The sequence below is a fragment of the Pseudomonas sp. GW460-12-10-14-TSB1 genome (assembly GCF_017349775.1).
GTDB lineage: Bacteria > Pseudomonadota > Gammaproteobacteria > Pseudomonadales > Pseudomonadaceae > Aquipseudomonas > Aquipseudomonas piscium.
Window position 1 is genome coordinate 69566 of the sequence record NZ_JACNAC010000015.1, and the last position, 24989, is coordinate 94554.

Genomic DNA, 24989 nt, shown 5'->3' on the forward strand with positions numbered 1-24989 from the left:
AATTCCCTGGATAGAAGCGTTTAAGGCAAAAGACGAGCGGGCAACAGACGCATCAGCTGTGTATCGAACCAGGCCACGAAGGCCGGGGATGGCACAGCATCCACCGCCAGGTACCACCAGTCGGGAGCCGCGAAGGCACGGCACTTCACCGCATCCTTTTCGGTCATGACCAGCGGCAGCGACGGGGTGAAACTCAGCACCTGCGCGCTGTATTCGGCGTGGTCGGCGAAAGCATGCGGGACAGGCTGCCAGTGTAGCGTTTCAAGGGTAGTGAAGAAACGTTGCGGATTGCCGATGCCGGCCACCGCGTGCAGTGCCTGCCCCGGCGCGAAGTGCTCAAGCCCGCGGCGTTCACCGCTTTGCAGATTGACCAGGGCGGTGGGCGCCAGGCGAAAGGCGAACCCATCCTCGCTATCGTCGCTGGCGCCGTTGTAGAGCACCGCGTCGACGCTTTGCAGGCGCTCGACCGGCTCGCGCAGCGGCCCGGCCGGCAGGCAGCGTCGGTTACCCAGCCCACGCGCGGCATCGATCAACACCAGTTCGAGGTCGCGGGCCATGCGGTAATGCTGCATGCCGTCGTCGGAGAGAATCAGGTCCAGCGGCTCGGCGGCCAGCAAGGCCCGCACGGCGCGGCTGCGGTCGGGGTCGATCATCAGTGGCACGCCGGTGCGCTGGACGATCAGCAAGGGTTCGTCGCCGGCGACATCGGCGCTCTGCTCGGCGGCGACCCGCCATGGCAACTGCGGTGGCTTGGCGCCATAACCCCGGCTGACCACGCCGACCCGCAGCCCGCTGCGCTGGCAATGCTCGATCATCCACAGGATCAACGGCGTCTTGCCAGTACCGCCCACGGTGATATTACCCACCACCACCAGCGGCACCGGTGGCTGGTAAACATTGCCCTCGCCGGCCAGGAAGCGTTCGCGCTTGCGCACCACCACCCGTCGGTAGAGCCATTCCAGGGGCCGCAGCAGGCTCAGCGCGGGGTGGCCGTTGTACCAGGCAGCGAGCAGACGATCAGACATGGCCATCAGGGTGCTGGCGCCGCCTCGACGGTGGTCATGCGCAGATGGCTGAAACCGAGCTTGCCGGCGGCGTCCATCGCAGTAATGACAGCCTGGTGCTGGGTCTTGCCGTCGGCGCTGATGGACAGCGGCAGGTTGGTGTCACCCGCCGACTCCTTCTGCAAGGCTTCGATCAGGCTGGCCAGGTCACTCTTGGGCAGCACTTGGTTGTTCACCGAAAACACCCCGTCGGCGCTGATGGCGATATCCAGCTGCTTGGTCTGCTGGTCTTCGGCCGGCGAACCGCTGACGGCCTCCGGCAACTCGACGCGCAACTGGGTTTCCCTGGTGAAGGTGGTGGTCACGACGAAAAACAGCAGCAGGATAAACACCACGTCGATCAGCGACGCGAGGTTGATATCGATGGTTTCCCGTGGCTTGCGGCGGAATTTCACGCTTTGCCCTCGGCCAGATCGACGTCGCGGTCGCCCTGCACCACTTCGACCAGCTTGATGGCTTCCTGCTCCATGCCAACCACCAGTTCATCGACCCGGCGTTGCAGGAAACGGTGGAAGAACACCGCCGGGATACCGACCATCAGGCCGGACGCGGTGGTAATCAGCGCCTTGGAGATACCACCGGCCAGCACCGCGGCGTTGGTGGTCATGCCCGAGCCCATGAACGAGCTGAAGATATCGATCATGCCCAGCACCGTACCCAGCAAGCCCAGCAGCGGCGCCATGGCGGCAATAGTGCCGAGGGCATTGAGGTAGCGCTCCAGTTCGTGGATGACCCGGGCAGCCGCCTCTTCGATGCACTCCTTCATGACCTCGCGGCCATGCTTGGAGTTGGCCAGGCCGGCCGCGAGGATTTCCCCCAGGGGAGAATGGGCGCGCAGTTCCTTGAGTTTGTCCTTATTGAGTTGCTTGTCCTTGATCCAGCGCCAGACCTGCCCCAGCAGATGCGGCGGAGTAACACGGCTGGCCCGCAGGGTCCACAGGCGCTCGGCAATGATGCCGACCGCGGCAATGGAACTCAGAATGATCGGCAACATCATCCAGCCGCCGGATATGACCAATTCCCACACAGTGACAGTCCCCTCGAAAAAGTGCGCCACTCTAACATAGGGGCCGAATGCACCGAAGAACCTGATGTCGCATGCCTCCTGGCTTTAATAACTCCCGGTTATTTAAGGAGATAGTGGCCATTTGCGCCAAAAGCGTCGCTGCGCCCGCAGGCTCGTCGGTTCGGCGTATGTGCCCAGCATCAACTGCAGCGCTCCTTGCTCCGCACTGTCGTAAATGGCGGTCCCTTGCTGGCGATAACGCTCGACGACCTGCGGGTGCGGATGCCCGAAGCCATTGCCGTGTCCCCGGGAGATCAGCACCGCCGAAGGCGCAAGGGCCTTGAGCAAGGCCGGGGACGACGAGCTGCGGCTGCCGTGGTGCGGCGCCTGTAACCAGTGGGTTTCGACGGCCAGCGGAGTATTCAACAGCGCGCGTTCCGCCTGGGCATCGATATCCCCCGTCAGCAGCAAACGCTCGCCCTTGGCCTCGACCTGCATCACGCAGGACTTCTGGTTGCCGTTCTGCGCATCTGCCCATTGCCACAGGGAAAAACGTACTCCGTCCCATTGCCACTGCTCGCCGCTGGCGCAAGGCTCTGCCGGCAAATAGGCCGGCAATCCCTCGGGATCGCCGCTGACCAGCCTGGCCACCGGCAAGCCGCGCTGGATGGCGTCGGCGCCACCGGCGTGATCGGCATCGGCGTGGCTGAGCAGCATCAGGTCGAGGCGGGCAATGCCCAGCTTGCGCAACGATGGCAGCACCACCCGGGCGCCCAGGTCGGAGTCGCCAAAACGCGGGCCGGCGTCATACAGCATCGCGTGCTCGCGAGTCCGCACCAGCACCGCCAAGCCCTGCCCGACATCCAGTTGCCAGACCTCCGCCTCGCCATACGGCAACGTGTTTTTCGGCGGGAACACCATCAACAGCAACATCGGCCATCCCAAGGGACGCAGCGGCACGCCGGCGGGCAGCAACAACAGAAAGGCCCCCAGCGCGCTGATGCTCCAGGCCCAGAGCGGTATGGCCGGCGCTATCCAGGCCGGCCATTGGGCAGCCAGCAGCGCCAGACCGCGGAACAGTACGTCCAGCAAACCACCGGCCAGCCAGAGCAAGCCTTCGCCCAGGTAAGGCACCGCCAGGAACAAGGTGCCGAGCAACGCCGGCGGCAACACCAGCAGGCTGATCCAGGGTTCCGCCAACAGATTGGCCAGCGGCCCGCTGAGGCTGATGGGCAAACCCAGCGCCAGCAGCACCGGGCACAGGCCGATGGCGATCAACCATTGGATACGGGTCCAGGACTGCCACCAGCGCCAGCCTCCCAGGCGCCCGCCGAAGATCAGGATCAGCACCGCCACCGCGGTAAAGGACAGCCAGAACCCTGGCTGTAGACTGGCCAGCGGCTCGAACAACAGCACCGCATTCAACGCCAACAGGAACGGCCACCAGGCGCCCAGGTGACGAAAGCGCAGACGCCAGATCAGCACCAGGGCAACCATCACGCAGGCACGACGCACCGGCACATCGAACCCCGCCAGCAACCCGTACCCCAGGGCCGAAGCGAACGCCAACCCACAAGCCCAGGGTAGCCAGGGCCGACGTCCGGGCCACAGGCCGTAGCGGGCCAGCCCCGCCACCAGGGCGTACATCACGGCGGCCAGCAAACTGATGTGCTGCCCGGAAATCACCATCAGATGCACGGTCCCAGTGTCTTGCAGGACACGCCAGTCTTCCCGGCTCAGCCCCGAGCCGTCACCCAGTACCAGGGCCGCCAGGCCACCAGCGCGCCCCTGGGCATCGACTTGCAGCAAGCGCTGGCGAATGCGCGCACGCCAACTCTCCTGCGTCGCGGCCAGCAGCTGCCCATCCTTGACCGTGCCCGTGGCGCCGATGCGCTGGGCCAGCAGCCAGGCCTCGTGATCGAAGGCTTGCAGATTGACCAGGCCGACGGGCCGCTTGAGTTTCACCGCCAGGCGCCAGCGCTCGCCGCTGTGGACCGGTGGCCCGCCATACCAGGCCAGGCGCAAGCGTTGGGGGATCCGCCCGCGCCGCGCCCGCCCGCCTTCCAGTTCGAAACGCACCAGGCCCTCGGCCTGCTGCGGCAGCCCCACCACCCGGCCTTCAAGCCATCGGGTCTGTCCGTCGAGCGGTTCCGCCAAACGATCGTCCAGCGCCCATTGCGCGCTGATGCAGGCCCACGCCAGGCCCAGCAGAAAAAAGGCCAATGGATAGGTGCGAAACGGCAGCAGCATCAAGGCCACCACCGGCAGTACGGCCAGCCATCCGATCGCTGGCAGCGCCGGCAAAAAGCGCAGGCTCAGCAGCCCCGCCGCCAACGCCAGCATCCCTGTGCGCATAAGCCCGTCCTTGAGCAGTTTTGAGTGTTCCCACTCTCTGGCTTAGCTCAGCGGACCGGGCGCCAGCTTTATCATTTGTCACAAAGTCTGAATGGGCGCCTTTTAGAATCCGGGCATACTTGCCGCCTGAACTGACCGAGAAGCCTTATGCCCCGGCGCCTATTCAAACGTTACATGCCAGATCCGACCAGCATCAGGGAACATAAGTCCTTACGCTTTCTTGGCACGTTGCTGCATGACCCCAACCTCTGGCACCTCAACCGGCACTCCGTGGCGCGCGCCATGGCGGTCGGCCTGTTCGCGGCCTTTATGCCGATCCCGGCGCAAATGCTGCTGGCCGCCGTGCTGGCCATTTCCGTGCGCGGCAACATGCCAATTGCCGTGAGCCTGGTCTGGCTGACCAATCCGATCACCATGCCGCCGGTGTTCTTCTGCACCTATCAGGTCGGTGCCTGGTTGATGAACGTGCCCGCCAGGACCCTGCCCGACGAGCTGACCTGGGAGTGGATCAGCGGCGAACTCTCGACCCTCTGGCAACCCTTCCTGCTGGGCTCGGTGGTGGCCGGCCTGGTGCTGGGCGCCCTCGCCTATTGCCTGACCATGCTGTACTGGCGCTGGTGGGTCAGCCGGCAATGGCGCCGCCGCAAACAGAGCCGGCTGTAGAAACGCAAACGGCCTCCCGAGGGAGGCCGTTGTTGTTTCTGCGCGGGCTTACTGGCGCATGCCGCGACCGCTGACCAGCAGGCGGGCACAACCGAAGTACAGGACCACGGTGGCTACCAGCATGAAGGTAATGGCCACGCTGATCTGGATGTCGGAAACCCCCAGGATGCCGAAACGGAAAGCGTTGACCATATGCAGCACCGGGTTGGCCAGCGACACCGTCTGCCAGAACGGCGGCAGCAGGGTGATGGAGTAGAACACCCCGCCCAGGTAGGTCAGCGGAGTCAGCACGAAGGTCGGGATGATCGAGATATCGTCGAAGTTGCGTGCAAATACCGCGTTGATAAAGCCCAACAGCGAAAAGATGGTCGCGGTCAGGACCACTACCAGCAAGGTGATGCCCAGGTGGTGGACCTGCAGGTGGGTGAAAAACAGCGACAGCAGCGTCACGATCACGCCTACCGCCAGCCCCCGCAGCACACCGCCCAGGGTGTAGCCGATGAGGATGGTGTGCGGCGACACTGGCGACACCATCAGTTCCTCGATGGAGCGCTGGAACTTGCTGCCGAAGAAACTCGAGACCACGTTGCCGTAGGAGTTGGTGATCACCGACATCATGATCAGGCCCGGCACTATGTACTCCATGTAAGTGAAACCGCCCATGTCGCCAATCTGCCGGCCGATCAGGTTGCCGAAGATCACGAAGTACAGAACCATGGTGATCGCCGGCGGCAGCAGGGTTTGCGGCCAGATCCGGGTAAAACGCCGGACTTCGCGATAGACGATGGTGTTCAGTGCGACAAGGTTGGGCCGTAGCTCTGAACTCATACCGCCACCTTCGACAGGTTTTTCTCCACCAGGGACACGAACAACTCCTCAAGGCGATTGGTTTTGTTACGCAGGCTCAGCACTTCGATGTTCTGCTGGGCCAACTGGCTGAACAGCGCGGTGATGCCTACAGCCTTGTCGACCTGGACTTCCAGGGTGTGGCTGTCCACCAGTCTGCTCGGATAGCCGATCAGTTGCGGCGCCATCTTCATGTCGGTCTTCAGGTCGAGCAGGAAGGTTTCCACATGCAGCTGGCTGAGCAGCTGGCGCATGCTGGTGTTCTCGACGATGGTGCCGTGGTCGATGATGCCGATGTTGCGGCACAGCTGCTCAGCCTCCTCCAGGTAATGGGTGGTGAGGATGATGGTGATGCCTTTCTGGTTCAGTTCGGTGAGGAAGGTCCACATCGAACGACGCAGCTCGATGTCCACGCCAGCGGTTGGTTCGTCGAGGATCAACAGGCGCGGCTCGTGCACCAGGGCGCGGGCGATCATCAGCCGGCGCTTCATGCCGCCGGACAGCGAGCGTGACGGCACATCGCGCTTGTCCCACAGCCCGAGCTGGGTCAGGTACTGCTCGGCCCGCTCCTTGGCGACCTTGGTCGGGATGCCGTAGTAACCGGCCTGGGTCACGACGATGTCGAAGGTCTTCTCGAACTGGTTGAAGTTGAACTCCTGCGGCACCACGCCGATGCAACGCTTGAGCGCGGCGGGCTCGCGGTCCAGGTCATGGCCGAAGACATTCACCGTGCCGCTGGTCTTGTTCACCAGGGTCGAGAGGATGCCGATGGTGGTGGATTTGCCGGCGCCGTTGGGGCCGAGCAAGGCGAAGAAGTCACCTTCGGCGACATCCAGATCGATACCACTCAGGGCCTGGAAACCGTTGCCGTAGGTTTTGGTTAGCTGCCGGATGGACAGAGCGGAACTCATATCGGATTTACGCACCAAGAAGGGAGAACATTATAGGTAAGGGCGGATCGTCTGCATTGCAACGGCGCCGGATACACCCAATGGTGCTTGCCGACGCCGCACAAGTACAGTCACCTGTATTGATAGTCAGTATTAAGTCAACGCGGTCATCACCGCCTTGCGATAGGCCGGACGCTGCTGCAGGCGCGCGTACCAGGCTTGCAGATTAGACAATTGCGGGCGCTCGATGGGCATTTCGAACCAGGCATAAATAAAGCTGCCCAGCGGGATATCGCCCATGCCGATTGCGTCGCCGGACAGGTAGGGATGTTCGGCCAGGGCCTGGTCGACTACTGCCAGCAGTTCGCCGCAGTTGTTCAGCGCGGCATTGATCTTGTCCCAGTCCTGCTGCTCCGCCGGCGTGCGCAGCACACCCCAGAACAGATGGCGGAAGGGTTCGGCAAAGGTCGAGGTGGTCCAGTCCATCCACTTCTCGGCCGAGGCCCGCGCCCGCACATCGTCCGGGTACCAGGCCGTGCCGGCGGCATGGCGCGCGGCGAGATAACGCACGATGGTGTTGGATTCCCACAGCACAAAGCCGTCGTCCTCGATCAGCGGAATCCGCCCATTGGGATTCAGCGCCCGATATTCCGGGGTATCCACCACACCGAAGGCACCACCGGCATCCACCGCCTCGTAGGTCAAGCCGAGTTCTTCGGCGCACCACAATGCTTTCCTGACATTCGACGAGTTTTTCCGACCCCAGATCTTCAGCATGACCGCTCCTCAGTGATGAATGCCGAGGCAGTCTACGCCGGATCAGACCTGACTCAAATCACCCTGCATGTCGCCCAGCAGCATCGGCATCTGCTCGGCGAACAGATGTGGATAGCAGGTTTCCAGGTGCTTGAAGAAGAAGGTCTCGGGGACGTCGGCGAATTGTCCGTGGTCCAGCACGTACTCCATCATCTGCTCGCCCTGGCGGTTGAAGGGGTGGAATACGCTGTCGTGGCGGCCATCGAACTCCAGTGGCGCCACATCGTACATCTCGCAGAGTTTCCGGTTGAACGCCGGCGTGGCCTTGACCCAGCGCCCTTGCAGGTACAGCTCGGTATAACCGTGCATGGCAAAAACGTCACTGCGCAGCAATTCCAGCAAACGTGGGGTCGACAGGTGATTGCGCACGTCCGCCAGGCCGATCCGCGCGGCGATCCCGCAATGCCGCGCGCAGCCGGCAAGCAGGGTGGCCTTGGGCACGCAGTAACTTTCGCCCGAGGCCAGGGCATGGCTGCCACGCAGGGTCTCGGGGTCGCGACTGAAGGTGTAGGGGTTGTAGCGCACGGCTTCGCGCACCGCGTAATAGAGGCTCACCGCCTGCTCCAGCGGATCGCTGCTGGGGCCACGATGAGTTTCCGCGAACTCCACCACCGCGGGGTGGTCACTATCGATGAAGCGGCTGGGACTCAAGTACTCGTGCATGGGAATGATCTCCGAGTGAAGTCTCGAGTCTAACGACGGCCTCATCCCAGCGATAACGACGTTTCGGCCAAACATCAGAGGCTGCCGCTTCAAGCCTGACAAGATCGACAAGCTGCTGACCCAATGCCTGACGTGTTGCGTCCGCTTCTTCTTACCGCTTCAAGCGTACTGCCCTATCACCCCTTTTGTCGGATGCCGACTAAGCTCTGTGGGTGATTTTGCCCCTGGCTTCACGGAGGATTAAATATGCTGTTGTTGTGGATACTGGTTCTGCTGGTCGGTATTGCCTACCTGGCCCACCGCCGCATCGCGCCCCTGCCCGCCCTGGGCCTGGTGGCTGTCTACCTCCTGGCCATGGGCACCTTCAGCCGTACACCGGGTTGGTTGCTGCTGATCTTCTGGGTAGTGCTGGCGGCGGTGGCGGCGCCCTTGCTACTGCCCGACCTGCGCCGCAAGTATTTCAGCGCCCCACTGTTCAGCTGGTTCCAGAAAGTCCTGCCGCCGATGTCGCAAACCGAACGCGATGCCATCGATGCCGGCACGGTCTGGTGGGACGGTGAACTGTTCAGCGGCCGTCCGGACTGGGACAAACTGCTGGCCTACCCGAAAGCGCAACTGAGCGAAGAAGAACAGGCCTTCATCGACGGCCCCACCGAAGAGCTGTGCGCCATGGTCAGCGACTGGCAGATCGGCCAGTCCATGGACCTGCCACCCGCGGCCTGGGAGCACATCAAGCAACACGGCTTCTTTGCCCTGATCATCCCCAAAGAGTTCGGCGGCAAGGGCTTCTCCGCCTATGCCCACTCGCAAGTGGCGATGAAACTGGCGACCCGCAGCGGCGACCTGGCATCCACCGTGATGGTCCCCAACTCCCTCGGCCCAGCCGAGTTGCTGCTGCATTACGGCACCGACGAACAGCGTAACCACTACCTGCCGCGGCTGGCCCGTGGCGACGATATCCCCTGCTTCGCCCTCACCGGCCCGCTGGCCGGTTCCGACGCCGGCGCCATGCCCGATACCGGGGTGATTTGCAAAGGCCTATGGCAAGGCGAGGAAACCATCGGCCTGCGCCTGAACTGGGAAAAGCGCTACATCACCCTGGGCCCGGTCGCCACCCTCCTCGGCCTGGCCTTCAAGGCCTACGACCCGGACCACTTGCTGGGCGAGGATGAAGACCTGGGGATCAGCCTGGCGCTGGTTCCGACCGACACCCCCGGCGTGGAAATCGGCCGCCGCCACCTGCCGCTCGGCGCCGCCTTCATGAACGGCCCGAACTCCGGCAAGGACGTGTTCATTCCCCTGGAATTCCTTATCGGCGGCCAGGAAATGCTCGGCAAGGGCTGGATGATGCTGATGAACTGCCTGTCGGTCGGCCGCTCCATTTCCCTGCCGGCCGTCGGCACCGGCGCGGCCAAGTTCACCAGCCTGGTGACCGGCCAATATGCCCAGGTGCGTGAGCAGTTCAACGTCCCGCTCAACGCCTTCGAAGGCATCCAGGAAGCCCTGGCCCGCATCGGCGGCAATGCCTGGCTGATGGACAGTGCGCGCATGCTCACGGCCAACGCCGTCGACCTGGGGGAAAAACCCTCGGTGCTGTCGGCGATTCTCAAGTACCACCTGACCGAACGCGGCCGCGAGTGCATCAGCCACGCCATGGACGTGCACGGCGGCAAGGCCATCATCATGGGCCCGAACAACTACCTGGGCCGCAGCTGGCAAGGCGCGCCGATCTTCATCACCGTGGAAGGCGCGAACATCCTCTCGCGCAACCTGATGATCTTCGGCCAGGGCGCCATTCGCTGCCATCCGTTCGTGCTCAAGGAAATGGCCCTGGCCGGTCGCGAGGACCACGATCAGGCACTGGTCGAATTCGACAGCCTGCTGCTCAAACACATCGGGTTTGCCGTGAGCAACGCGGCCAGCACCCTGGTGCTGAACCTGGGCCTGGGGCACTTGGAACAGGTGCCGGGGGACAAGCTCAGCCAGGGTTATTTCCGCGCCCTCAACCGTCAGGCCGCAGCCTTCGCCTTGCTGGCCGACCTGAGCATGATGCTGCTGGGCGGCGAACTGAAGCGTCGCGAACGCCTGTCGGCACGCCTCGGCGATGTGCTCAGCCACCTGTACCTCGCCTCCGCCGCCCTCAAACGCTACCACGACCTGGATTCGCCGGAGCATCTGCAGCCGTTGTTCACCTGGGCCATGGAAGAAAGCCTCGGCCAGTCGGAACGGGCGTTGGACGAACTGCTCGACAACTTCCCCAACCGGGTGCTGGGTTGCCTGCTGCGGGTGGTGGTGTTCCCATTCGGCCGCCGTCACAAAGGCCCGTCCGACCAATTGGACGTCGAGGTCGCCGCGGTCATCGGTCGAGCCAAGGGCGACCCGACCCTGGAAGAGCTGCTGGCTGGCTGCTACCGCCCACAATCGGCAGAGGACCCAGTCGGTGCCCTGCAACAGGCCTTCGACTTGTTGAGCGCCAGCCATCCTCTGCAGAAAAAACTGCACGAGGCGCTGAAAAACGGCCAGGTCAAACCGGTCGCCGGCGAACATGCCATCGACGCCGCGCTGGAAGCCGGCGTGCTGCAACCGGTGGAAGCCCAGACCCTGCGCGAGGCTGAAGCCGCCCGCCGCAAAGTCATCGATGTCGATGACTTCGCCAAGGAAGAGCTGACCCTGAGCGAAGGGAAAACCCGCTAAGGCGCAAGACCGTCAGGCGGATTATGAAACCGGGCGCGGGAGCTATATACTCCCGCGCCCGTTTTGCTGTTGAGGACTCACGTCATGTCCAACGTCGTCGCCGATCATCTCGTCCTGCTCGACCATTTGCGCAGTATCCTGGTCGCCGTGGGTGAAGCCGAGCAGGTTCCCGAAGAAAGCCATGCCTTGTTCCTGGAACGCTTCGACGAACTGCGCGCCTCGCTGCCGATCGATCCGATCGAAAGCCAGTACCTGGGCCAGGATCTACTGTGCCAGGTAATGCAGCGTTATCCACAGGTCGCCCATCTGGTGCCGCGCGACCTGCTGTGGTTCTTCGCCGGGGATTGCCTGCACTACATGCCCGATGAAGAAATCGACCTGTACCAGGCGCTCGAAGAGCGCCGCTACGAGGCCGAGCAGAACGATGAGCCGTTCGACTGGAACCAGGAAAAGCAGCTGCTGGCGCTCTCCGCCCAGGACAGCAAGCACTGAGTCCGGCCCGGACACTACAAAGGCCCGCACGGTTGAACCGGCGGGCCTTTTGTTTTTCTGCCCATGAGCGGCTGGCTCAGCCTACGCCATCGCCTTCGGGCTGTTCGTAGCCTTTGGTCTCCTGCTTGCCCTGCCGGCTCAAGGTCGGTTCCTTGGCCAGGCACTCCACCAGGTAATCAATGAATACCCGCAACTTCGGCGGCAGGTAACGGGTCGGCGAATGCAGCAGCCAGGCACCGCCATGGTAGGAGGCGAGAAACGTCCAGTCCGGCAGTACCTGCACCAGCGAGCCCTGCTCCAGGGCATGCCGCGCGGTGAAGTACGGCAAACTGCCGATGCCGATATGTTCCAGCACCGCCCCAAGCCGGACCCCGGTGTGATTGGCCGCATAACGCCCACGCACACCGACGGTCACCGACTTGCTGCCCTTCTTGAACTTCCAGCGCGCGTCGCTGGGGGTTTCGCCCAGGTAAATGCAACTGTGGTTGAGCAGATCATGGGGATGGCCCGGCGTCCCGTGCTCGGCCAGGTACTGCGGCGTGGCGCACAGCATATGGTCGATGGTCAGCAACTGGCGGCCGACCAACCCCGCCGGCGGTCGATCGGTGATGCGGATGGCCAGGTCCACGTTGTCGTCGATCAGGTCGATGTCGCGATCTTCCAATAACAACTCGACATCGACCTTGGGGTAGCGCCGCAGAAACTCGGGCATGTACGGATGCACGACAAAACGCCCGACCGCCTTGGGCACGCTGACCCGCACCAGGCCTTCGGCCTCGTGGGTGAACTGACCGCTGATCTCCATCACCGATTTGGCGGCGCTGACCATCTCGCTGCAACGCTTGAACACCTCCTCGCCCCCTTCGCTCAAGCGCAACTTGCGTGTGGTGCGTTGCAGCAGGCGGGTTGCCAGCGCCTTCTCCAGGCGAGAAATGCTGCGACTCACCGCTGACGGTGAAGAGCCCAGCTGGCGGGCGGCTTCGGAGAAACTGCCGACCTCGACGACCTTGACGAAAATCGCCATTTCACCCAGCAGCGGAAGAGGAAGATTTATGCTCACGGCGCAACAGTCCTTTGAGGTTTGAACGGATTATCACGCAATTCCGCCGCGCCATATAATTAAAAAAGACATTTTAATAAGGGCACGGAATATGACGCTTCGCCTCTTTTTTCATAATGATGAACTCAAGGCCAACGTTGAAGTGCTCGAATGCACCCCGCAGGACAACGAGTTCGCGGTGGTCCTGCGTGCCACGATTTTTCATCCCCAGGGCGGTGGCCAACCCTGCGACACCGGCTGGATTGGCGAGAGCCAGGTACTGCGCGTGGTCCAGGAACCCGAGCGGATCGTTCATTACGTCAGCCAGCCGGTGCACCCGGGCATGGTCCAGGTCCAGGTCGATGAACAGCGCCGCCAGTTCAATACCCGCATGCACTCGGCCGGGCACCTGATCGGCCATTTCGGCGAAACCCGCGGCTGGGTCCCGGTCAAGGCCCATCACTGGCCTGGCGAGGGCCGCGTGTCCTTCAAGCCCGGCGACAGCCCGCAGGAACTCGACGTCGACAGCCTGCAGAGTGGCATCGATCACTGGATTGCCGCCGACTTGCCGCGCCTGGTCTCGCTGCGCGAAGGCTCGCGGGAAATCGGTTTCGGCGAGCTTCCCGCCTATGGCTGCGGGGGTACCCACGTGAAGCGCCTGAAGGAACTGGGCAACGTCACTATCGCCTCCCTCTCGCAAAAGAAAGGAATGCTTTCGGTTCACTACGACGTGGACTGATTCATCGGCGATGTCGCCTTGCACATCACGCGACACATCGCCTGACACAGGGGAAACCCGCGTGCGCGGGTTCGACGACTATCGGATAGAGGGATCTGCAGATGATGCTTGACGTCGAGCGTCTCGATGAGACGTGCATACAGAAACTGGCCCAGGAACAAGTGCTCGCCCTGCGCATCAAGAACTTCCTGCCACACGCCCAGGCGATCCAGCTGGGCGACAAGATTCTCGCCCCTGGCTTCGAGGGCTATATCAATGCCCCCAGCATCGGACGTATCGGCATGGCGTTTTATGAAGCGGAAAACCAGCCGCTGCTGATCGAGGATTATTTCGAGCGCGCCACCGCCAACATCGACGAACTGCGTTCGCGCTGCGCGCCTTATGCCTCTCCTGTCGACACCCTGCGCTGCATGCTCGACGAGTCCTGGCCGGCCGGCGCCCACCTGGAAAACCTGTACGGGCGCAAGATGTACGTCGGCCTGTCCCGGGTGGTGAAACCCGGCGTGTGCTTCCTCGCCCATCACGACATTTTCGCCAAGGACGCCCCCGACAGCTTCCAGGCCCACAGCCTGGAAGCGCAGTTCGCCTGCAACCTCTACCTGAACATGCCCGACGCGGGCGGCGCCCTGCAGATGTGGGATCACGATATTTCACCGGACCAGTTCGACGAGATGCGCGGCGACAGCTACGGCATCGATCCCGCCCTGCTCGGCACACCCTCCCTGGAAGTCCGCCCGGAGCCTGGGGATTTCATCATGTTCAATTCAAGGCGCATGCACGCCGTCACCCCGGGGGTGGCCAACCCGCGCCTGAGCCTTTCCTTTTTTGTCGGCTATCGCGGCAGCTCGTCCCCCCTGACCTTCTGGAGTTGAAATGCTTTCCAACTATTTAGGCGAATTCCTGGCCCTGGCCACCATCCACTTTCTCGCCGTGGTGGCTCCTGGTCCTGATTTTGCCGTGACCATCCGCCAGAGCGTGCGCTTTGGCCGGGTGGTCGGGCTGTGCACGGCCATCGGCATCGGCGCGGGGATTTCCGTGCATGTGCTGTACACCCTGCTGGGGGTCGGTGCGCTGATGCACACCACGCCATGGCTGCTGAGCGTGGCCAAGGTGGTGGGTGGGGCCTACATTCTTTATCTCGGGATCAGCCTGCTGCGCAGCAAACCCAAGACCTCGATCGAAGGCAGCGATGCGGGCAACGATCAAGCGCAACGACAGACCTTGCCCAAGGCCTTCATGACTGGTTTCCTGACCAACGCCACCAACCCCAAGGCCACGTTGTTCTTCCTGGCGATTTTCACCACGGTGATCAGCGCCAGCACACCGCTCAAGGTGCAGGCGCTCTACGGTGTGTGGATGTGTTGCGTGAATGCGCTGTGGTTCGTGATCGTCGCGCTGTTCTTTTCCAGCTCGCGGGTGCGCTTGCTGTTCATGCGCATGGGCCACTGGTTCGAACGGACCATGGGGGTGATCCTGATTCTGTTCGCCGGGCGCCTGATCCTGTCGATGTAAGCATCCCTACGCCCTGCCCGATCGAGCCGCCAGCAACTGGCGACTCGATCCAGACTTGCTCAGTGCAAACCCACGATCAACGGGTGGATGACAGGACCTGAAGTAAGGCTCCCTGCGGTTTTGCCATTTCATCCAGCACTGAAAAGTGCGTGCAGCCCGGTACGTGAATCAGTTGCACAGACTCTCCTCGGGCCAACGCCTGCTTGGCGTATTCATCGGACTGGCGGACCAGTTCCGACAGTTCGTCGGCGCCCACCGCTACCCAGGTATGGGCGCCCTTGTCGATATGGTGCAGCGGGCTATACGCATCGATTTCCGCATCCGAGAGACTCAGCTTCTCGTTCAGCCAGCTCAGGCTGATCGGCTCCAGGTCGACCAGCGCGCTGATGGCCAGGACATCGGTCACCCATGGGTGCGAGCGGAACTGCAGCGCAAGGTGTCCGCCTGCCGAGTGCCCGCTCAACACCACCTTGTGCCCTGCAATACCCAGCTGATCGGCGTCGGCCTGGAGATGCCCGAGCAGGCTGCCAATCTCGCTGACGATCTGGGTCATCGAGGCTTGCGGCGCAAGCGTGTATTCGGCCAGGACAACGTTGAACCCCGCCGCCAGGGGCCCAGCGGCGATGAATGCGAAATCTTCCTTGCTGCAATTCTGCCAATAACCGCCATGGATGAAGATGAAGGTCGGGGCATCGGCTTTTCCACAGGGCAGCCAGTCATAACGCTGCCGAGGCCCCGTGCCATAAGGCAGATTGAGGCGACCGGCCATAGAGGCATAGAAACTGGCGCTACGAGCCTGCAAGGCTGCGTAGATACCGGGAAAATCCGGTACCGCTTGCGTATTGTTGTACGCCGCATCGAGTTGGGCTTGATTCATGTCGCGATAGAGAAGGGTCATTGTCATCTCCGATGGAAGGAATATTTGAAGGGGTTTGGTCAGCGATCTGCGGTTCGTTCGGACCTATCCGGCATTGGTCAGGGTGACTTCAGGGGATCGGCTTTGCTGTCCACGGCTGCTCTCTGTGAGAGGAGTGCCACGCGTGATCTGTAGGCAGGGAGGTGGGCAGAACGCGGCTCGAATACGCTAAAGAGTGAGTGGAGCCCGTGTCAGACGTAAATCAGTCGAATCTTAAAACTTACAAGATTTGTCTTACCCGCCATCTTGAGCGAACGGGCGGCGGCCTATCCAAGTGAAGCACGGGGGGAGATGTCTAGGCGGCAGGTTTCAAGGCAGGTAGAGCGAGGCGCTGCGTGCCATCCGAAGCAGCCAGTAGCGCTTTTCTGGCCACCCCGGTGACCCGTGCGAAAAGCCGGCGCCGGGCCAGCTCAACCAGCGCCGCCATCGTCCGTGATGGGATTGTCAGAATGCTTTCCCGGTGAGCGGTTCGTCGTGCTCAATCCCGCCCAGGGGCTCGTTGGGTATTCTCCAGCGCCTGTCGCAACACCTGCTGCGTCAGGGGCTTGAACACCACATCGTCCATCCCGGCAGACAGGCATCGCTGGATTTCCGCATCCTCGGCACTGGCGGTCGCACCGAGGATCCAGCAGCGTCGGCGCCCCTCCTCGCGCTCCTTCTGGCGGATGCGCAGGGTCAAGTCATAGCCACCCAGGCGCGGCATCTGACTGTCGGTGATCAACACATCGTACTCGGCAGCCAGCCAGGCTTCCCACGCCGCCTGCCCATCCTCGACCAGCGTCACGCGATGCCCCAGAACCAGCAATTGTTCTTCCAGCGTCAGCCGGCTGAACGCATTGTCTTCGGCGACGAGGATGTTCAGCGAAAGCGGCTCCGTGCTCGCCTGCGGCACTTCTACCGCGGCTTCGGCAGGCGCCTCGGCCAGGGGCAGTTGCAGGGTCACGCTGAAGCAGGAACCTATATCCGGCTCGCTGCTCAGGACGATCTTGCCGCCCATGAGTTCGACCAGTTGCCGGGTGATATTCAGCCCCAGCCCGCTGCCAAAGGTTTGCCCGGCCTGGGCCGAGCTGACCTGGGAGAATGGCTGGAACAACCTCGCCTGATCCTGCTCCGAAATACCGATACCGCTGTCGATGACCTCCAGTACCAGATGCAGATGGTCTGCCTCCCGGCTGCCCGAAGCATGTAGCGTCACCCTGCCCCGCTCGGTGAACTTGATGGCATTGCTCAGCAGGTTGAACAGTACTTGTTTCAAATGCAGCGGATCGATCAGCACCCATTGCTCCATGTCGCCCGTGAACTGCATCTCGAACACTAGGTGCTTCTGCCGCGCCATGCCGACCACCAGCGGCGCGATAGCTTCGATCTGCGCCTTGAGCTGCACCGTTTCGGGCGCCGAGTCGATCATCCCGGACTCGATCCGGTTCAGGTCGAGCACATTGCCGAGCAACAGCAGCAACCCCTGTGCCGCCTCCTGCGCAACCACCAGCGACGGCAGATCCAACTCGCCCTGTTCGGCCTTCTGCTGCACCACTTCCTGCAAGCCGATGATGGCGTTCAGCGGGGTACGGATCTCATGGCTCATGGTGGACAAAAAGACGCTCTTGGCCTCGTTGGCCGCTTCGGCCTTCTCCCGCGCCAGCGCCAGCTCGCCTTCGGCCTGGCGGGTCTTGCGCACTTGGCGGGTCAGGTAGAAACCCCATATCAGCGACAGCAGGACCAGCAAGCCGAATACGCCGCCGAGCCGCAGGATATTGCTGCGATGGTCACGCCAGAAGTGGCCGCCGGTGGCAGCGAACCGTGGCTCCCACCGTTCGACGATATCAGCCACCTCTTCCGGGGCGATGGCGACCTGAGCCTTCTCCAGGATGCTGCGCAATTCTTCCTGGCCTTTCAGCACCCCGAGACTGACTGGCCGGGAGTACTCGTCAAGAATGTCGCTCACCCGCAAACGGTTGTTGAAACCCTGGGCGGACAGGAAGCGGCCGGTGTAGTCACCACCGACGAAAGCGTCGCTGCGCCCATCGTCGACACTGCGCATGGCCTCCCGGAAGTTGGGGTAGATCTGTAGCCGGATATCCGGATAGTCCTGCTGGATGATCTGATTGATGAAATAGCCCGATACGCTGGCCAGGCGTTTGCCCTGCAAGTCTTGCAGGCTATGGATAGCGTCATGCTGGGGACCGCGCAGAGTCATCAGCACGACCGAGCTCCTCAGGTACGGCAGAAGGATCTCCATATCCGCCTCGGCGTCCGGGCCGGGCGCAACGATGGCGGTCATGAGGGCCTTGCCATTACCCATCTGCGCTTTCATCTCGGTGTAGTTCTGCACATGGACAAGGCGGAACTTCAGGCCGCTGCGCTGGCTGATCAACTCGAGATAGTCAGGGCCGATACCCCGCACCCGCCCATTGCGGTCCAGTTGCCCCAAGGCACCGAGAGAATCATTGACGGTCACCGGGATTTCCGGGTGCGCGGCCAGCCATCGGTTCTCGGCAGGCGTCAGCGTCACCCGCTGCTGAGTCAGGCGCAGGTTGCGCCCCGCGCTCCAGCCTCGCAGGATTTTTTCGCCGTATCGTGCCCGAATCGGCAGCAGGGCCCGCTCGATCAAGGCATGCAGCCGAGCATCGGAAGCCCGCACGAGGAAGCCGAACCCATGGCTTTCTACCGGGGCGAAGTTCTCGATATGCAGGTTCAACAGGTAATTGATGTTGATCAGGTAATGGGCTGATATCGCGTCATCGATCACCCCGTCGACCTCCCCGAGGCTCAACGCCTCGAGCGCGCGCTGCGGCGAAGCGAAGATCAGCAGCCGACTGTTTGGATAGGCGCCCAAAATCTGCTTCTGGGAAAGGTAGCCGGCAGCCACGGCCAGTGTCGTACCCTGTGTCTGTGGATCGAATGGACGACCTTCGGCCGTGACCAGCACCGGCTGATCAGGTTCATAACCATGGGTCAGCCGCAGCCCGTTTTCGTTGGCCTCCACTTCGGTGCCGCCGCCGAGCAGGTCGATCTCACCATTGCGCAGGGCAGTCAACGCCACCTGCCGGGAAGGAAACTGACGCACCACGGGAGGCGTCTCGAACAGCAAGGACAGATAATCCGCGGTAATGCCCTGGAACCGATTGACATCGAGCATGCCCAGCGGCGGGTAGTCGGGCAACGCCACGCCCACTGTGAGCGGCCCTCTGCTTGCCAGCCACTGCCGGTCCTCTTCGTTCAGCCAGGGTCGACTGGCCACCGCCACCCGCCCGACCAGGGAAATAGCTTGCTCCTGTGCGAACAGCACCGGCGATGGAGCCAACAACAGACAGAGAACGACAGCCCGGCAACACGCTGGAATCATGGAATACCTTCCTGTGAATCGAACCCCGGCAACCGGCGCAAGCGGGCCGTTGCCCCACGAACAATAGCGTCACCCTCTTCTGGAGAATGACGCTTTGGTCTGTGGCAATAGGGGATGGATCAAGAGTGATCCGTCGGTATTCTAGCCGGGCGCCGGCTGTTGTGAAATCAGCGGCGAGAGCCTCTCCCGAGTGTCCTTCTATTTGGTCCCTGGCGCGGTCGGCAAAGCTGAATAACAGTGGGCCGGCAACAGCGATCCGGCCGGGCTGGGAACAGGTCGGCGAGCAAAAGGAGTCAACAATATGACCACCCACTTTGTGCCCCCATCAATCTGACTAACGATAAAAACAAACACAGCACAAGAAGTTTCCAAGTTTGGAAACCAGACAAACACAAACCAACTTCCCCCCAAATACAAACTATCGTCGTCATTTACATCCAAACTTCAACTTCGACAGTCTCCCCACAGAACATTCAGCGATGCTGAAACTTTCCAATATCGCCAAAGTAAGAGCAGCGCTGGTTATGCACGAAGCCCCGCCAACTCCAGCCTCTTACAGGCGTGAGTCAGGACAGGTTTCAACAGCCGCGAGCAACTCCATCCCGCCTTACGCCTCAAACCGGAAAGGGCTAACCACCAGTTAGGAAAGTTCTGGTTTTTTTGCCCCTGGCCTTTTGCTTAATTAATCACCGCAGCCCAGCCAGCCAATACATGCAACCCCCAGAAGGCTCAACAGCCGCGTCAATCAATGCTTGAAGCAAACAAATCAATCGAACATCGAAAGTGCAATCCCCCTTTAAAACCCATGACTCGATAAAGGTCTTCATGCCTCTCCCGGACAGCCGCTCCCAAGTACACGAAATCAAAGTTGATTGAGAGAAATGACCCGCGATTGCGTATTGGCTCAGCACTCGGTGGATCAGGCGCTCTCCCCTCCTTCCAGCCTCCCCTCCCATGGCCTGGGAGGGCTGACACGCCGCCTCTCACGATCGCTTCGGAGCAGGCCGTCATTTCTGCTCCGCACCCGTAGTACCCGTTCTGCTGGGAGGACCAGCAGAGTATTCACATAGAGGACGCACCATGAACAAAAGTTATGCATTGATCTGGAACCAGGCCACTGGTTGCTGGAATGTCGCCAGCGAAGGCACCCGGCGCCGAGGCAAATCAAGCCGACTCAAGGTCGTGATCGCCGCTGGCGTCTCGCTGCTGGGTCTGCTGGCCCAGGCCCCGGCCTTCGCCCTGCCGGGTGGCGCCGCGATAGTCTCGGGCGAGGCCGGCATCCACACCAGCAATGACGGCAAGCACATGACCGTCGAGCAGCAGAGCAACAAAATGATCGCCAACTGGAACGACTTCAGCGTCGCCGGCGACGAGAGTGTCAGCTTCCACCAGCCCGGCAGCCACTCGGTCGCCCTCAACCGAGTGGTCGGCACCCAGGGCAGTGATATCCAGGGCCGCATCAACGCCAACGGCCAGGTGTTCCTGATCAACCCCAATGGCGTGGTCTTCGGCAAGTCCGCCCAGGTCAACGTCGGTGGCCTGGTGGCCTCCACCCAGAACATCAGCGACAAGGATTTCCTCGACGGCAGCTATCGCTTCGCCGGCAACTCCAGCGCTGCCGTGAGCAACGCCGGCCAGATCACCGCCAGCGAAGGCGGCAGCGTCGCCCTGCTCGGCGCGCAGGTCAGCAACAGCGGGGTGATCCAGGCGCAGATGGGTAGTGTCGCGCTGGGCGCGGGCAAGGACTTCAGCGTCAACTTCGACGGCAACGGCCTGCTCAACCTGCAGGTGAAGGGTGCCGCGGTGGATGCCCTGGTGCAGAACGGTGGCCTGCTCAAGGCTGGCGGCGGCCAGGTGTTGATGACCGCCAGCAGCGCCAGCAGCCTGCTGAAAAACGTGGTGAGCAACCAGGGCGTGATCGAGGCCAAGACCTTGCAGAACAAGGCCGGCAAGATTGTCCTCGACGGTGGCGACAACGGTATCGTCCAGGTGGCCGGACGCCAGGACGCCAGCGCCCTGGGCGGCCAGGGCAACGGTGGCGTGGTGGAAAACCGCGGCGCTCGGGTCGAAGTGCAACTGGCCTCGCAAGTGGACACCCGCGCCGACAAGGGCACGACCGGTACCTGGAAGATCCGCTCGAACGAGGTGAGCGTTTCCAAGGCCGAGAATCCATCCATGCGTGGACTGGTCATTGACGGCGGGATCAACGGCAACAACGGAACTGGCGGCAATATCGGCACTGCCCCGACACTGCATGCCGATACCCTGGCCCAGAACCTGGCCCGGACCAACGTCGAACTGAGCAGCAAGGGCAACCTGTCGGTCAACAAGGCGGTTTCCTGGAGCAGCGGCAACAAGCTCGGCCTGACCGCCGAACGCGGCGACGTCCAGGTCAATGCGGCATTGAGCGCCACCGGCGCTGGTGCAGCCCTAGCCCTGAATGCCGCACAGGGCGGCATCCGCCTGAACGACAATGTCGCACTGAGCGGATCGGGAGCCAGCCTGGAGTTGAACTCCAAAAATGGCCACAGCCTCAAGGATGACAAGAGCGTCACCCTCTCCGGTGCGGATGCCCATTTCAGCGCCAACGGCGAGGCCTACCAGGTGGTGCAGAACCTGAAGCAACTGCGCGATATCGAAAACGACATGACTGGACGCTATGTACTGGGTAACCAGATCACCGGCCAGGGCAGCTTCAAGACGCTTGGCGAATACAACGCCTTCACTGGCAAGCTCGATGGCCTGGGCAATACCATCAGCGATCTGTCCATCTATGGCACCACCGCCTTTGTCGGGCTGTTCAGCACGAACCGGGGGCAGATCAGCAACCTGAACCTCGAACGTATTTCAACCAATGGCTCCTCCTCCAGCTACAGCATCGGCAGCCTTGCCGGATGGAATATGGGCAGTATCCGCAATGTCAAAGCCAAGGATATACGGGTAACCGCGGGGTCTTATTTCAACTCCCTGGGTGGCCTGGTCGGTCTCAACCTGAACGGCGACATCGCCAACTCCTCGGCCAGCGGCCTGGTGATCGGCAACAAGTACACTTATGCAATGGGTGGCCTGGTGGGTGAAAACATCTCCAACCCCGATGGCACGGCGAGAATCACCAACAGCCATGCCGATACCACCCTCTTGGGTCAAATGAGGAGTCGTAACTCTAAGGGGGTCGGTGGTCTGGTGGGCTCGAACCGCGGCGGCATCATCGCCAACGCCTCCAGCACCGGCACGATCAATGTTGCCGGCACCAACCTGAACGTCGGTGGCCTGGTCGGTGAAAATACTAACGATGGCCGCATCAGCGACTCCCACTCCAGCACCCATGTCTCGGGCGGCGAGGCTGGTAGGGTCGGTGGCCTGGTCGGCTCCAACCAGGGTTCCCTGGTCAACTCTCATGCCAGCGGCGAGGTCATCGGCAATGGCACGGAAGCGATCGGCGGCCTGGTGGGCAAGAATCAGGGAGGTTCGATCGCCAACAGTTCTGCCAGCAGCAATGTGTCCGACCTCTACAGTAAGAATGTGGGCGGCCTGATTGGTAACAACCAGGGCGGCCGCATCGATAATGCGTCGGTCTCCGGCACGGTGACAGGCGGCAAGCATGCCAACATCGGCGGCCTGATCGGTACGAATCAGAACGGCTCGGTCAGCAACAGTTCGGCCAAAGGCAATGTGTCCGGCCTGTACGGTAGCAACGTGGGTGGCCTGGTTGGCTACAACCAGAACAGCCGTATCGATAATGTGACAGTCACCGGCATGGTGAAGGGTGGTGACAAGGCAAACATCGGCGGCCTGATCGGCTATAGCGAAAAGTCCTCCATCTCTAATGCCTCCTCCACTTCCCAATCTGTTACAGGCGGCGATGATGCCCGTATCGGTGGTCTCGTCGGCCATAGTCTGAATGACAATATCGCCAACTCATCGGTATCCGCCACCGTGACCGGCTACTACCGTAGCCGGATCGGCGGCCTGGTCGGTTACAGCAAAAATACCGATATCACCAACGCCTCGGCATCCGCCATGGTGAAGGGCCGCGACGATAGCTTCGTCGGCGGTCTGGTCGGTCACAGCCAGGATAGCCGTCTCAACAATTCCTCGGCATCGGCCACGGTGAGTGGCGACAAAAATAGCCAGGTCGGCGGCCTGGTCGGCTATAGCCAAGGTAGCGATATCAACAATGCCGTGGTATCCGCCACGGTGAGCGGTGGTACAGCCAGCCTGGTTGGCGGCCTGGTCGGCAGGCAGCAGGGCAAGGTCAGCAACGCCTCCGTCAAAGGCTCGGTCAAAGGCAGCGTTCAAAGCAGCGTGGGAGGCCTGGCCGGGCAGAATGAAGGAGAGATCCGCAACTCCACAACCACCAGCGACGTCAGCGGCGGTTATGGCGCACGCCTGGGTGGGCTGGCGGGAATGAACTTCGCCAAGATGTATCAGTCATCAGCAGGCGGCAAAGTCGATGGCTCTGCTTCTGTCGGACAATTCTATGGTGGCCTGGTCGGCATCGACTTCTGGTCGGAAACACAATCCCTCAACAGCGTCTTTGGTGAAGCGACCAAGGTGCCGCTGGTGGGCCTGCAGCTCTGAGAGCAGAAACCCTGCTCCTCGTCATAGGGGAGCCAGGCTTGTTGTCTGAGTGAAAAAAGGGGGCAATGATTCAGCCGAATCATTGCCCCTCTTTTTATCTGGCGCCTCTCGGCGCCCTCCTCCCGGGCTCTACTTCTCGGCCGCGGCCTCAACAGGCTCGGCACCCGAAACGCTGGACCGGGTGAGGCGGTAGATAGATGCGCAGTAGAACAGCAGCGCCAAGGTCGCCAGCAAGCCGCCGGCCAAGCCGATATAGGCGAACCCGAACTGGTCCCCTACCCAGCTGCCAAGCAGCGCGCCACCACCGATGCCGATATTGTAGATCCCCGAAAACAGCGCCATTGCCACATCGGTCGCGTCCGGCGCGAGCACCAGGACCCTGGATTGCAGCGCCAGCCCGAAGCCCATGATCGCCATCCCCCAGATCAGGCTGAGCCCGCCCAGATACGAGACCTCACCACTCAATGGCAGCAGCAAGGCCAGGCACAGAATGAGCAAGGCCACCGTCACCAGCAGAAAGCGCTGCGGGCTGTAGCGGTGAAACCTGCTGAACAGCAGCGAGCCGAAGATACCGGCCCCGCCGAACAGCAGCAGGATGAGGGTCACCACATCGCCACTCAAGCCGGCGACCACCTTGATGAAAGGCTCGATATAGCTGTAGGCCGTGAACTGCGCGGTGACCACCAGGGCCGTCAACACATAGAGCGCTACCAGCGCAGGCCGCTTGAACAGCACCGGCAGGCTTCTGAGAGAACCCGAGTTCTGGCTGGGCAACAACGGCAGGCTCCTGGCCAGCCAGAACACCAGCGCAGTAGCCAGGCCAGCAATCACGATAAAGGTGGTGCGCCAGCCCATGGCCTCGCCCAGCAACCTACCGAGAGGAATACCCAGCACCATCGCCAGGGAAGTACCGGTGGCCAGCAGGCCCAGGGCCTGGACCTGTTTTCCCGGTGGCGCCAGACGCACCGCCAGGGAGGCGGTGATGGACCAGAACAGGGCATGGGACAAGGCCACTCCGATCCGGCTTAGCAACAGCATGCCGAAACTCGTGGCCAGCCCCGACAGGATGTGACTGGCGATAAACATCCCGAACAGCACGAGCAACAGCTTGCGCCGCTCGACGTTACGCGTCAGCAACATGACCGGCAGCGAAGTCAGGGACACTATCCAGGCATAGAGCGTGAGCATCAGGCCGACCCGGGCCGTCGACAGATCGAAGCTGCTGCCGATCGAGCTCAACAGCCCGACGGGAACGAACTCCGTGGTGTTGAACACAAAGGCCGCCAAGGCCAGTGCGATGACCGCCCGCCAATTACCCTTAGTTGTCGCCACGGAGATACTCATTTAAAGGTTGCACCACTCTATCG

The 24989-nt window shown here is 62.0% G+C and carries 19 protein-coding genes; 7 read left to right on the forward strand and 12 right to left on the reverse strand.

What is annotated here, in order from left to right; genetic code table 11:
* Nucleotides 1-20: 20 nt before the first annotated feature.
* The 4 genes from lpxK to J4D52_RS12175 all read right to left on the reverse strand — a co-directional run bounded on the left by lpxK (nt 21) and on the right by J4D52_RS12175 (nt 4425).
* Nucleotides 21-1031 carry a tetraacyldisaccharide 4'-kinase gene (gene lpxK / locus J4D52_RS12160; RefSeq protein ID WP_102676843.1) on the reverse strand — a complete coding sequence of 337 codons (1011 nt, stop codon included), beginning with the start codon at nt 1029-1031 and terminating at the stop codon, nt 21-23.
* Complete coding sequence (locus J4D52_RS12165; protein ID WP_009047818.1) at nt 1031-1459, reverse strand: biopolymer transporter ExbD; 429 nt, start codon at nt 1457-1459, stop codon at nt 1031-1033. The genes lpxK and J4D52_RS12165 overlap by 1 nt, the downstream gene beginning before the upstream one ends.
* Nucleotides 1456-2091: a MotA/TolQ/ExbB proton channel family protein gene (locus J4D52_RS12170; protein ID WP_025804353.1), complete on the reverse strand. Its 636-nt coding sequence runs from the start codon at nt 2089-2091 to the stop codon at nt 1456-1458. The genes J4D52_RS12165 and J4D52_RS12170 overlap by 4 nt, the downstream gene beginning before the upstream one ends.
* A gap of 102 nt (nt 2092-2193) precedes the next feature.
* On the reverse strand, nt 2194-4425 hold the full coding sequence (locus tag J4D52_RS12175; RefSeq protein WP_102676844.1) for a DNA internalization-related competence protein ComEC/Rec2: 2232 nt from the start codon (nt 4423-4425) through the stop codon (nt 2194-2196).
* Between the two features lie 147 nt (nt 4426-4572).
* Between J4D52_RS12175 and J4D52_RS12180 the strand changes: the two genes are divergently transcribed.
* Nucleotides 4573-5088, forward strand: coding sequence for a DUF2062 domain-containing protein (locus J4D52_RS12180; protein WP_025804355.1), 516 nt, complete (start codon nt 4573-4575; stop codon nt 5086-5088).
* A 48-nt stretch (nt 5089-5136) separates the two neighbouring features.
* On the opposite strand, the gene J4D52_RS12185 is transcribed toward J4D52_RS12180, so the two are convergent.
* From J4D52_RS12185 to J4D52_RS12200, 4 genes are all read right to left on the reverse strand, one after another.
* Nucleotides 5137-5916, reverse strand: a complete 780-nt coding sequence (locus J4D52_RS12185) for an ABC transporter permease (protein WP_007931651.1) — start codon at nt 5914-5916, stop codon at nt 5137-5139.
* A complete protein-coding gene (locus J4D52_RS12190) occupies nt 5913-6845 on the reverse strand; it encodes an ABC transporter ATP-binding protein (RefSeq protein WP_102676845.1) in 933 nt (310 codons plus the stop codon). Before J4D52_RS12190 ends, J4D52_RS12185 begins: the two co-directional genes overlap by 4 nt.
* A gap of 132 nt (nt 6846-6977) precedes the next feature.
* Complete coding sequence (locus J4D52_RS12195; protein WP_102676846.1) at nt 6978-7601, reverse strand: glutathione S-transferase family protein; 624 nt, start codon at nt 7599-7601, stop codon at nt 6978-6980.
* Nucleotides 7602-7643: 42 nt separating this feature from the next.
* The gene (locus tag J4D52_RS12200) at nt 7644-8303 is read right to left on the reverse strand and encodes a transglutaminase family protein (RefSeq protein ID WP_102676847.1); all 660 of its coding nucleotides are present in this window, start codon (nt 8301-8303) and stop codon (nt 7644-7646) included.
* Between the two features lie 246 nt (nt 8304-8549).
* Between J4D52_RS12200 and J4D52_RS12205 the strand changes: the two genes are divergently transcribed.
* On the forward strand, nt 8550-10997 hold the full coding sequence (locus J4D52_RS12205) for an acyl-CoA dehydrogenase (RefSeq protein ID WP_102676848.1): 2448 nt from the start codon (nt 8550-8552) through the stop codon (nt 10995-10997).
* Between the two features lie 84 nt (nt 10998-11081).
* Nucleotides 11082-11489 carry a PA2817 family protein gene (locus J4D52_RS12210; protein WP_007931642.1) on the forward strand — a complete coding sequence of 136 codons (408 nt, stop codon included), beginning with the start codon at nt 11082-11084 and terminating at the stop codon, nt 11487-11489.
* A 76-nt stretch (nt 11490-11565) separates the two neighbouring features.
* Here the strand turns inward: J4D52_RS12210 and J4D52_RS12215 are convergent, their stop codons facing one another.
* Nucleotides 11566-12549 carry a LysR family transcriptional regulator gene (locus J4D52_RS12215; RefSeq protein ID WP_025804360.1) on the reverse strand — a complete coding sequence of 328 codons (984 nt, stop codon included), beginning with the start codon at nt 12547-12549 and terminating at the stop codon, nt 11566-11568.
* 91 nt (nt 12550-12640) lie between these two features.
* Between J4D52_RS12215 and J4D52_RS12220 the strand changes: the two genes are divergently transcribed.
* From J4D52_RS12220 to J4D52_RS12230, 3 genes are all read left to right on the forward strand, one after another.
* A complete protein-coding gene (locus J4D52_RS12220; RefSeq protein ID WP_025804361.1) occupies nt 12641-13267 on the forward strand; it encodes a serine-tRNA(Ala) deacylase AlaX in 627 nt (208 codons plus the stop codon).
* Nucleotides 13268-13368: 101 nt separating this feature from the next.
* The gene (locus J4D52_RS12225) at nt 13369-14139 is read left to right on the forward strand and encodes a 2OG-Fe(II) oxygenase (RefSeq protein WP_025804362.1); all 771 of its coding nucleotides are present in this window, start codon (nt 13369-13371) and stop codon (nt 14137-14139) included.
* A gap of 1 nt (nt 14140) precedes the next feature.
* A complete protein-coding gene (locus J4D52_RS12230; RefSeq protein WP_025804363.1) occupies nt 14141-14779 on the forward strand; it encodes a LysE family translocator in 639 nt (212 codons plus the stop codon).
* 76 nt (nt 14780-14855) lie between these two features.
* Here the strand turns inward: J4D52_RS12230 and J4D52_RS12235 are convergent, their stop codons facing one another.
* Entirely contained in the window at nt 14856-15677 is an 822-nt protein-coding gene (locus J4D52_RS12235; protein ID WP_102676849.1) for an alpha/beta hydrolase, read from the reverse strand.
* A gap of 496 nt (nt 15678-16173) precedes the next feature.
* A complete protein-coding gene (locus tag J4D52_RS12240; RefSeq protein WP_102676850.1) occupies nt 16174-19041 on the reverse strand; it encodes an ATP-binding protein in 2868 nt (955 codons plus the stop codon).
* A 1080-nt stretch (nt 19042-20121) separates the two neighbouring features.
* Here J4D52_RS12240 and J4D52_RS12245 point away from each other — a divergent pair.
* The gene (locus J4D52_RS12245) at nt 20122-23622 is read left to right on the forward strand and encodes a GLUG motif-containing protein (RefSeq protein ID WP_102676851.1); all 3501 of its coding nucleotides are present in this window, start codon (nt 20122-20124) and stop codon (nt 23620-23622) included.
* A 129-nt stretch (nt 23623-23751) separates the two neighbouring features.
* On the opposite strand, the gene J4D52_RS12250 is transcribed toward J4D52_RS12245, so the two are convergent.
* Complete coding sequence (locus J4D52_RS12250; protein WP_025804367.1) at nt 23752-24966, reverse strand: sugar transporter; 1215 nt, start codon at nt 24964-24966, stop codon at nt 23752-23754.
* Nucleotides 24967-24989: the final 23 nt, after the last annotated feature.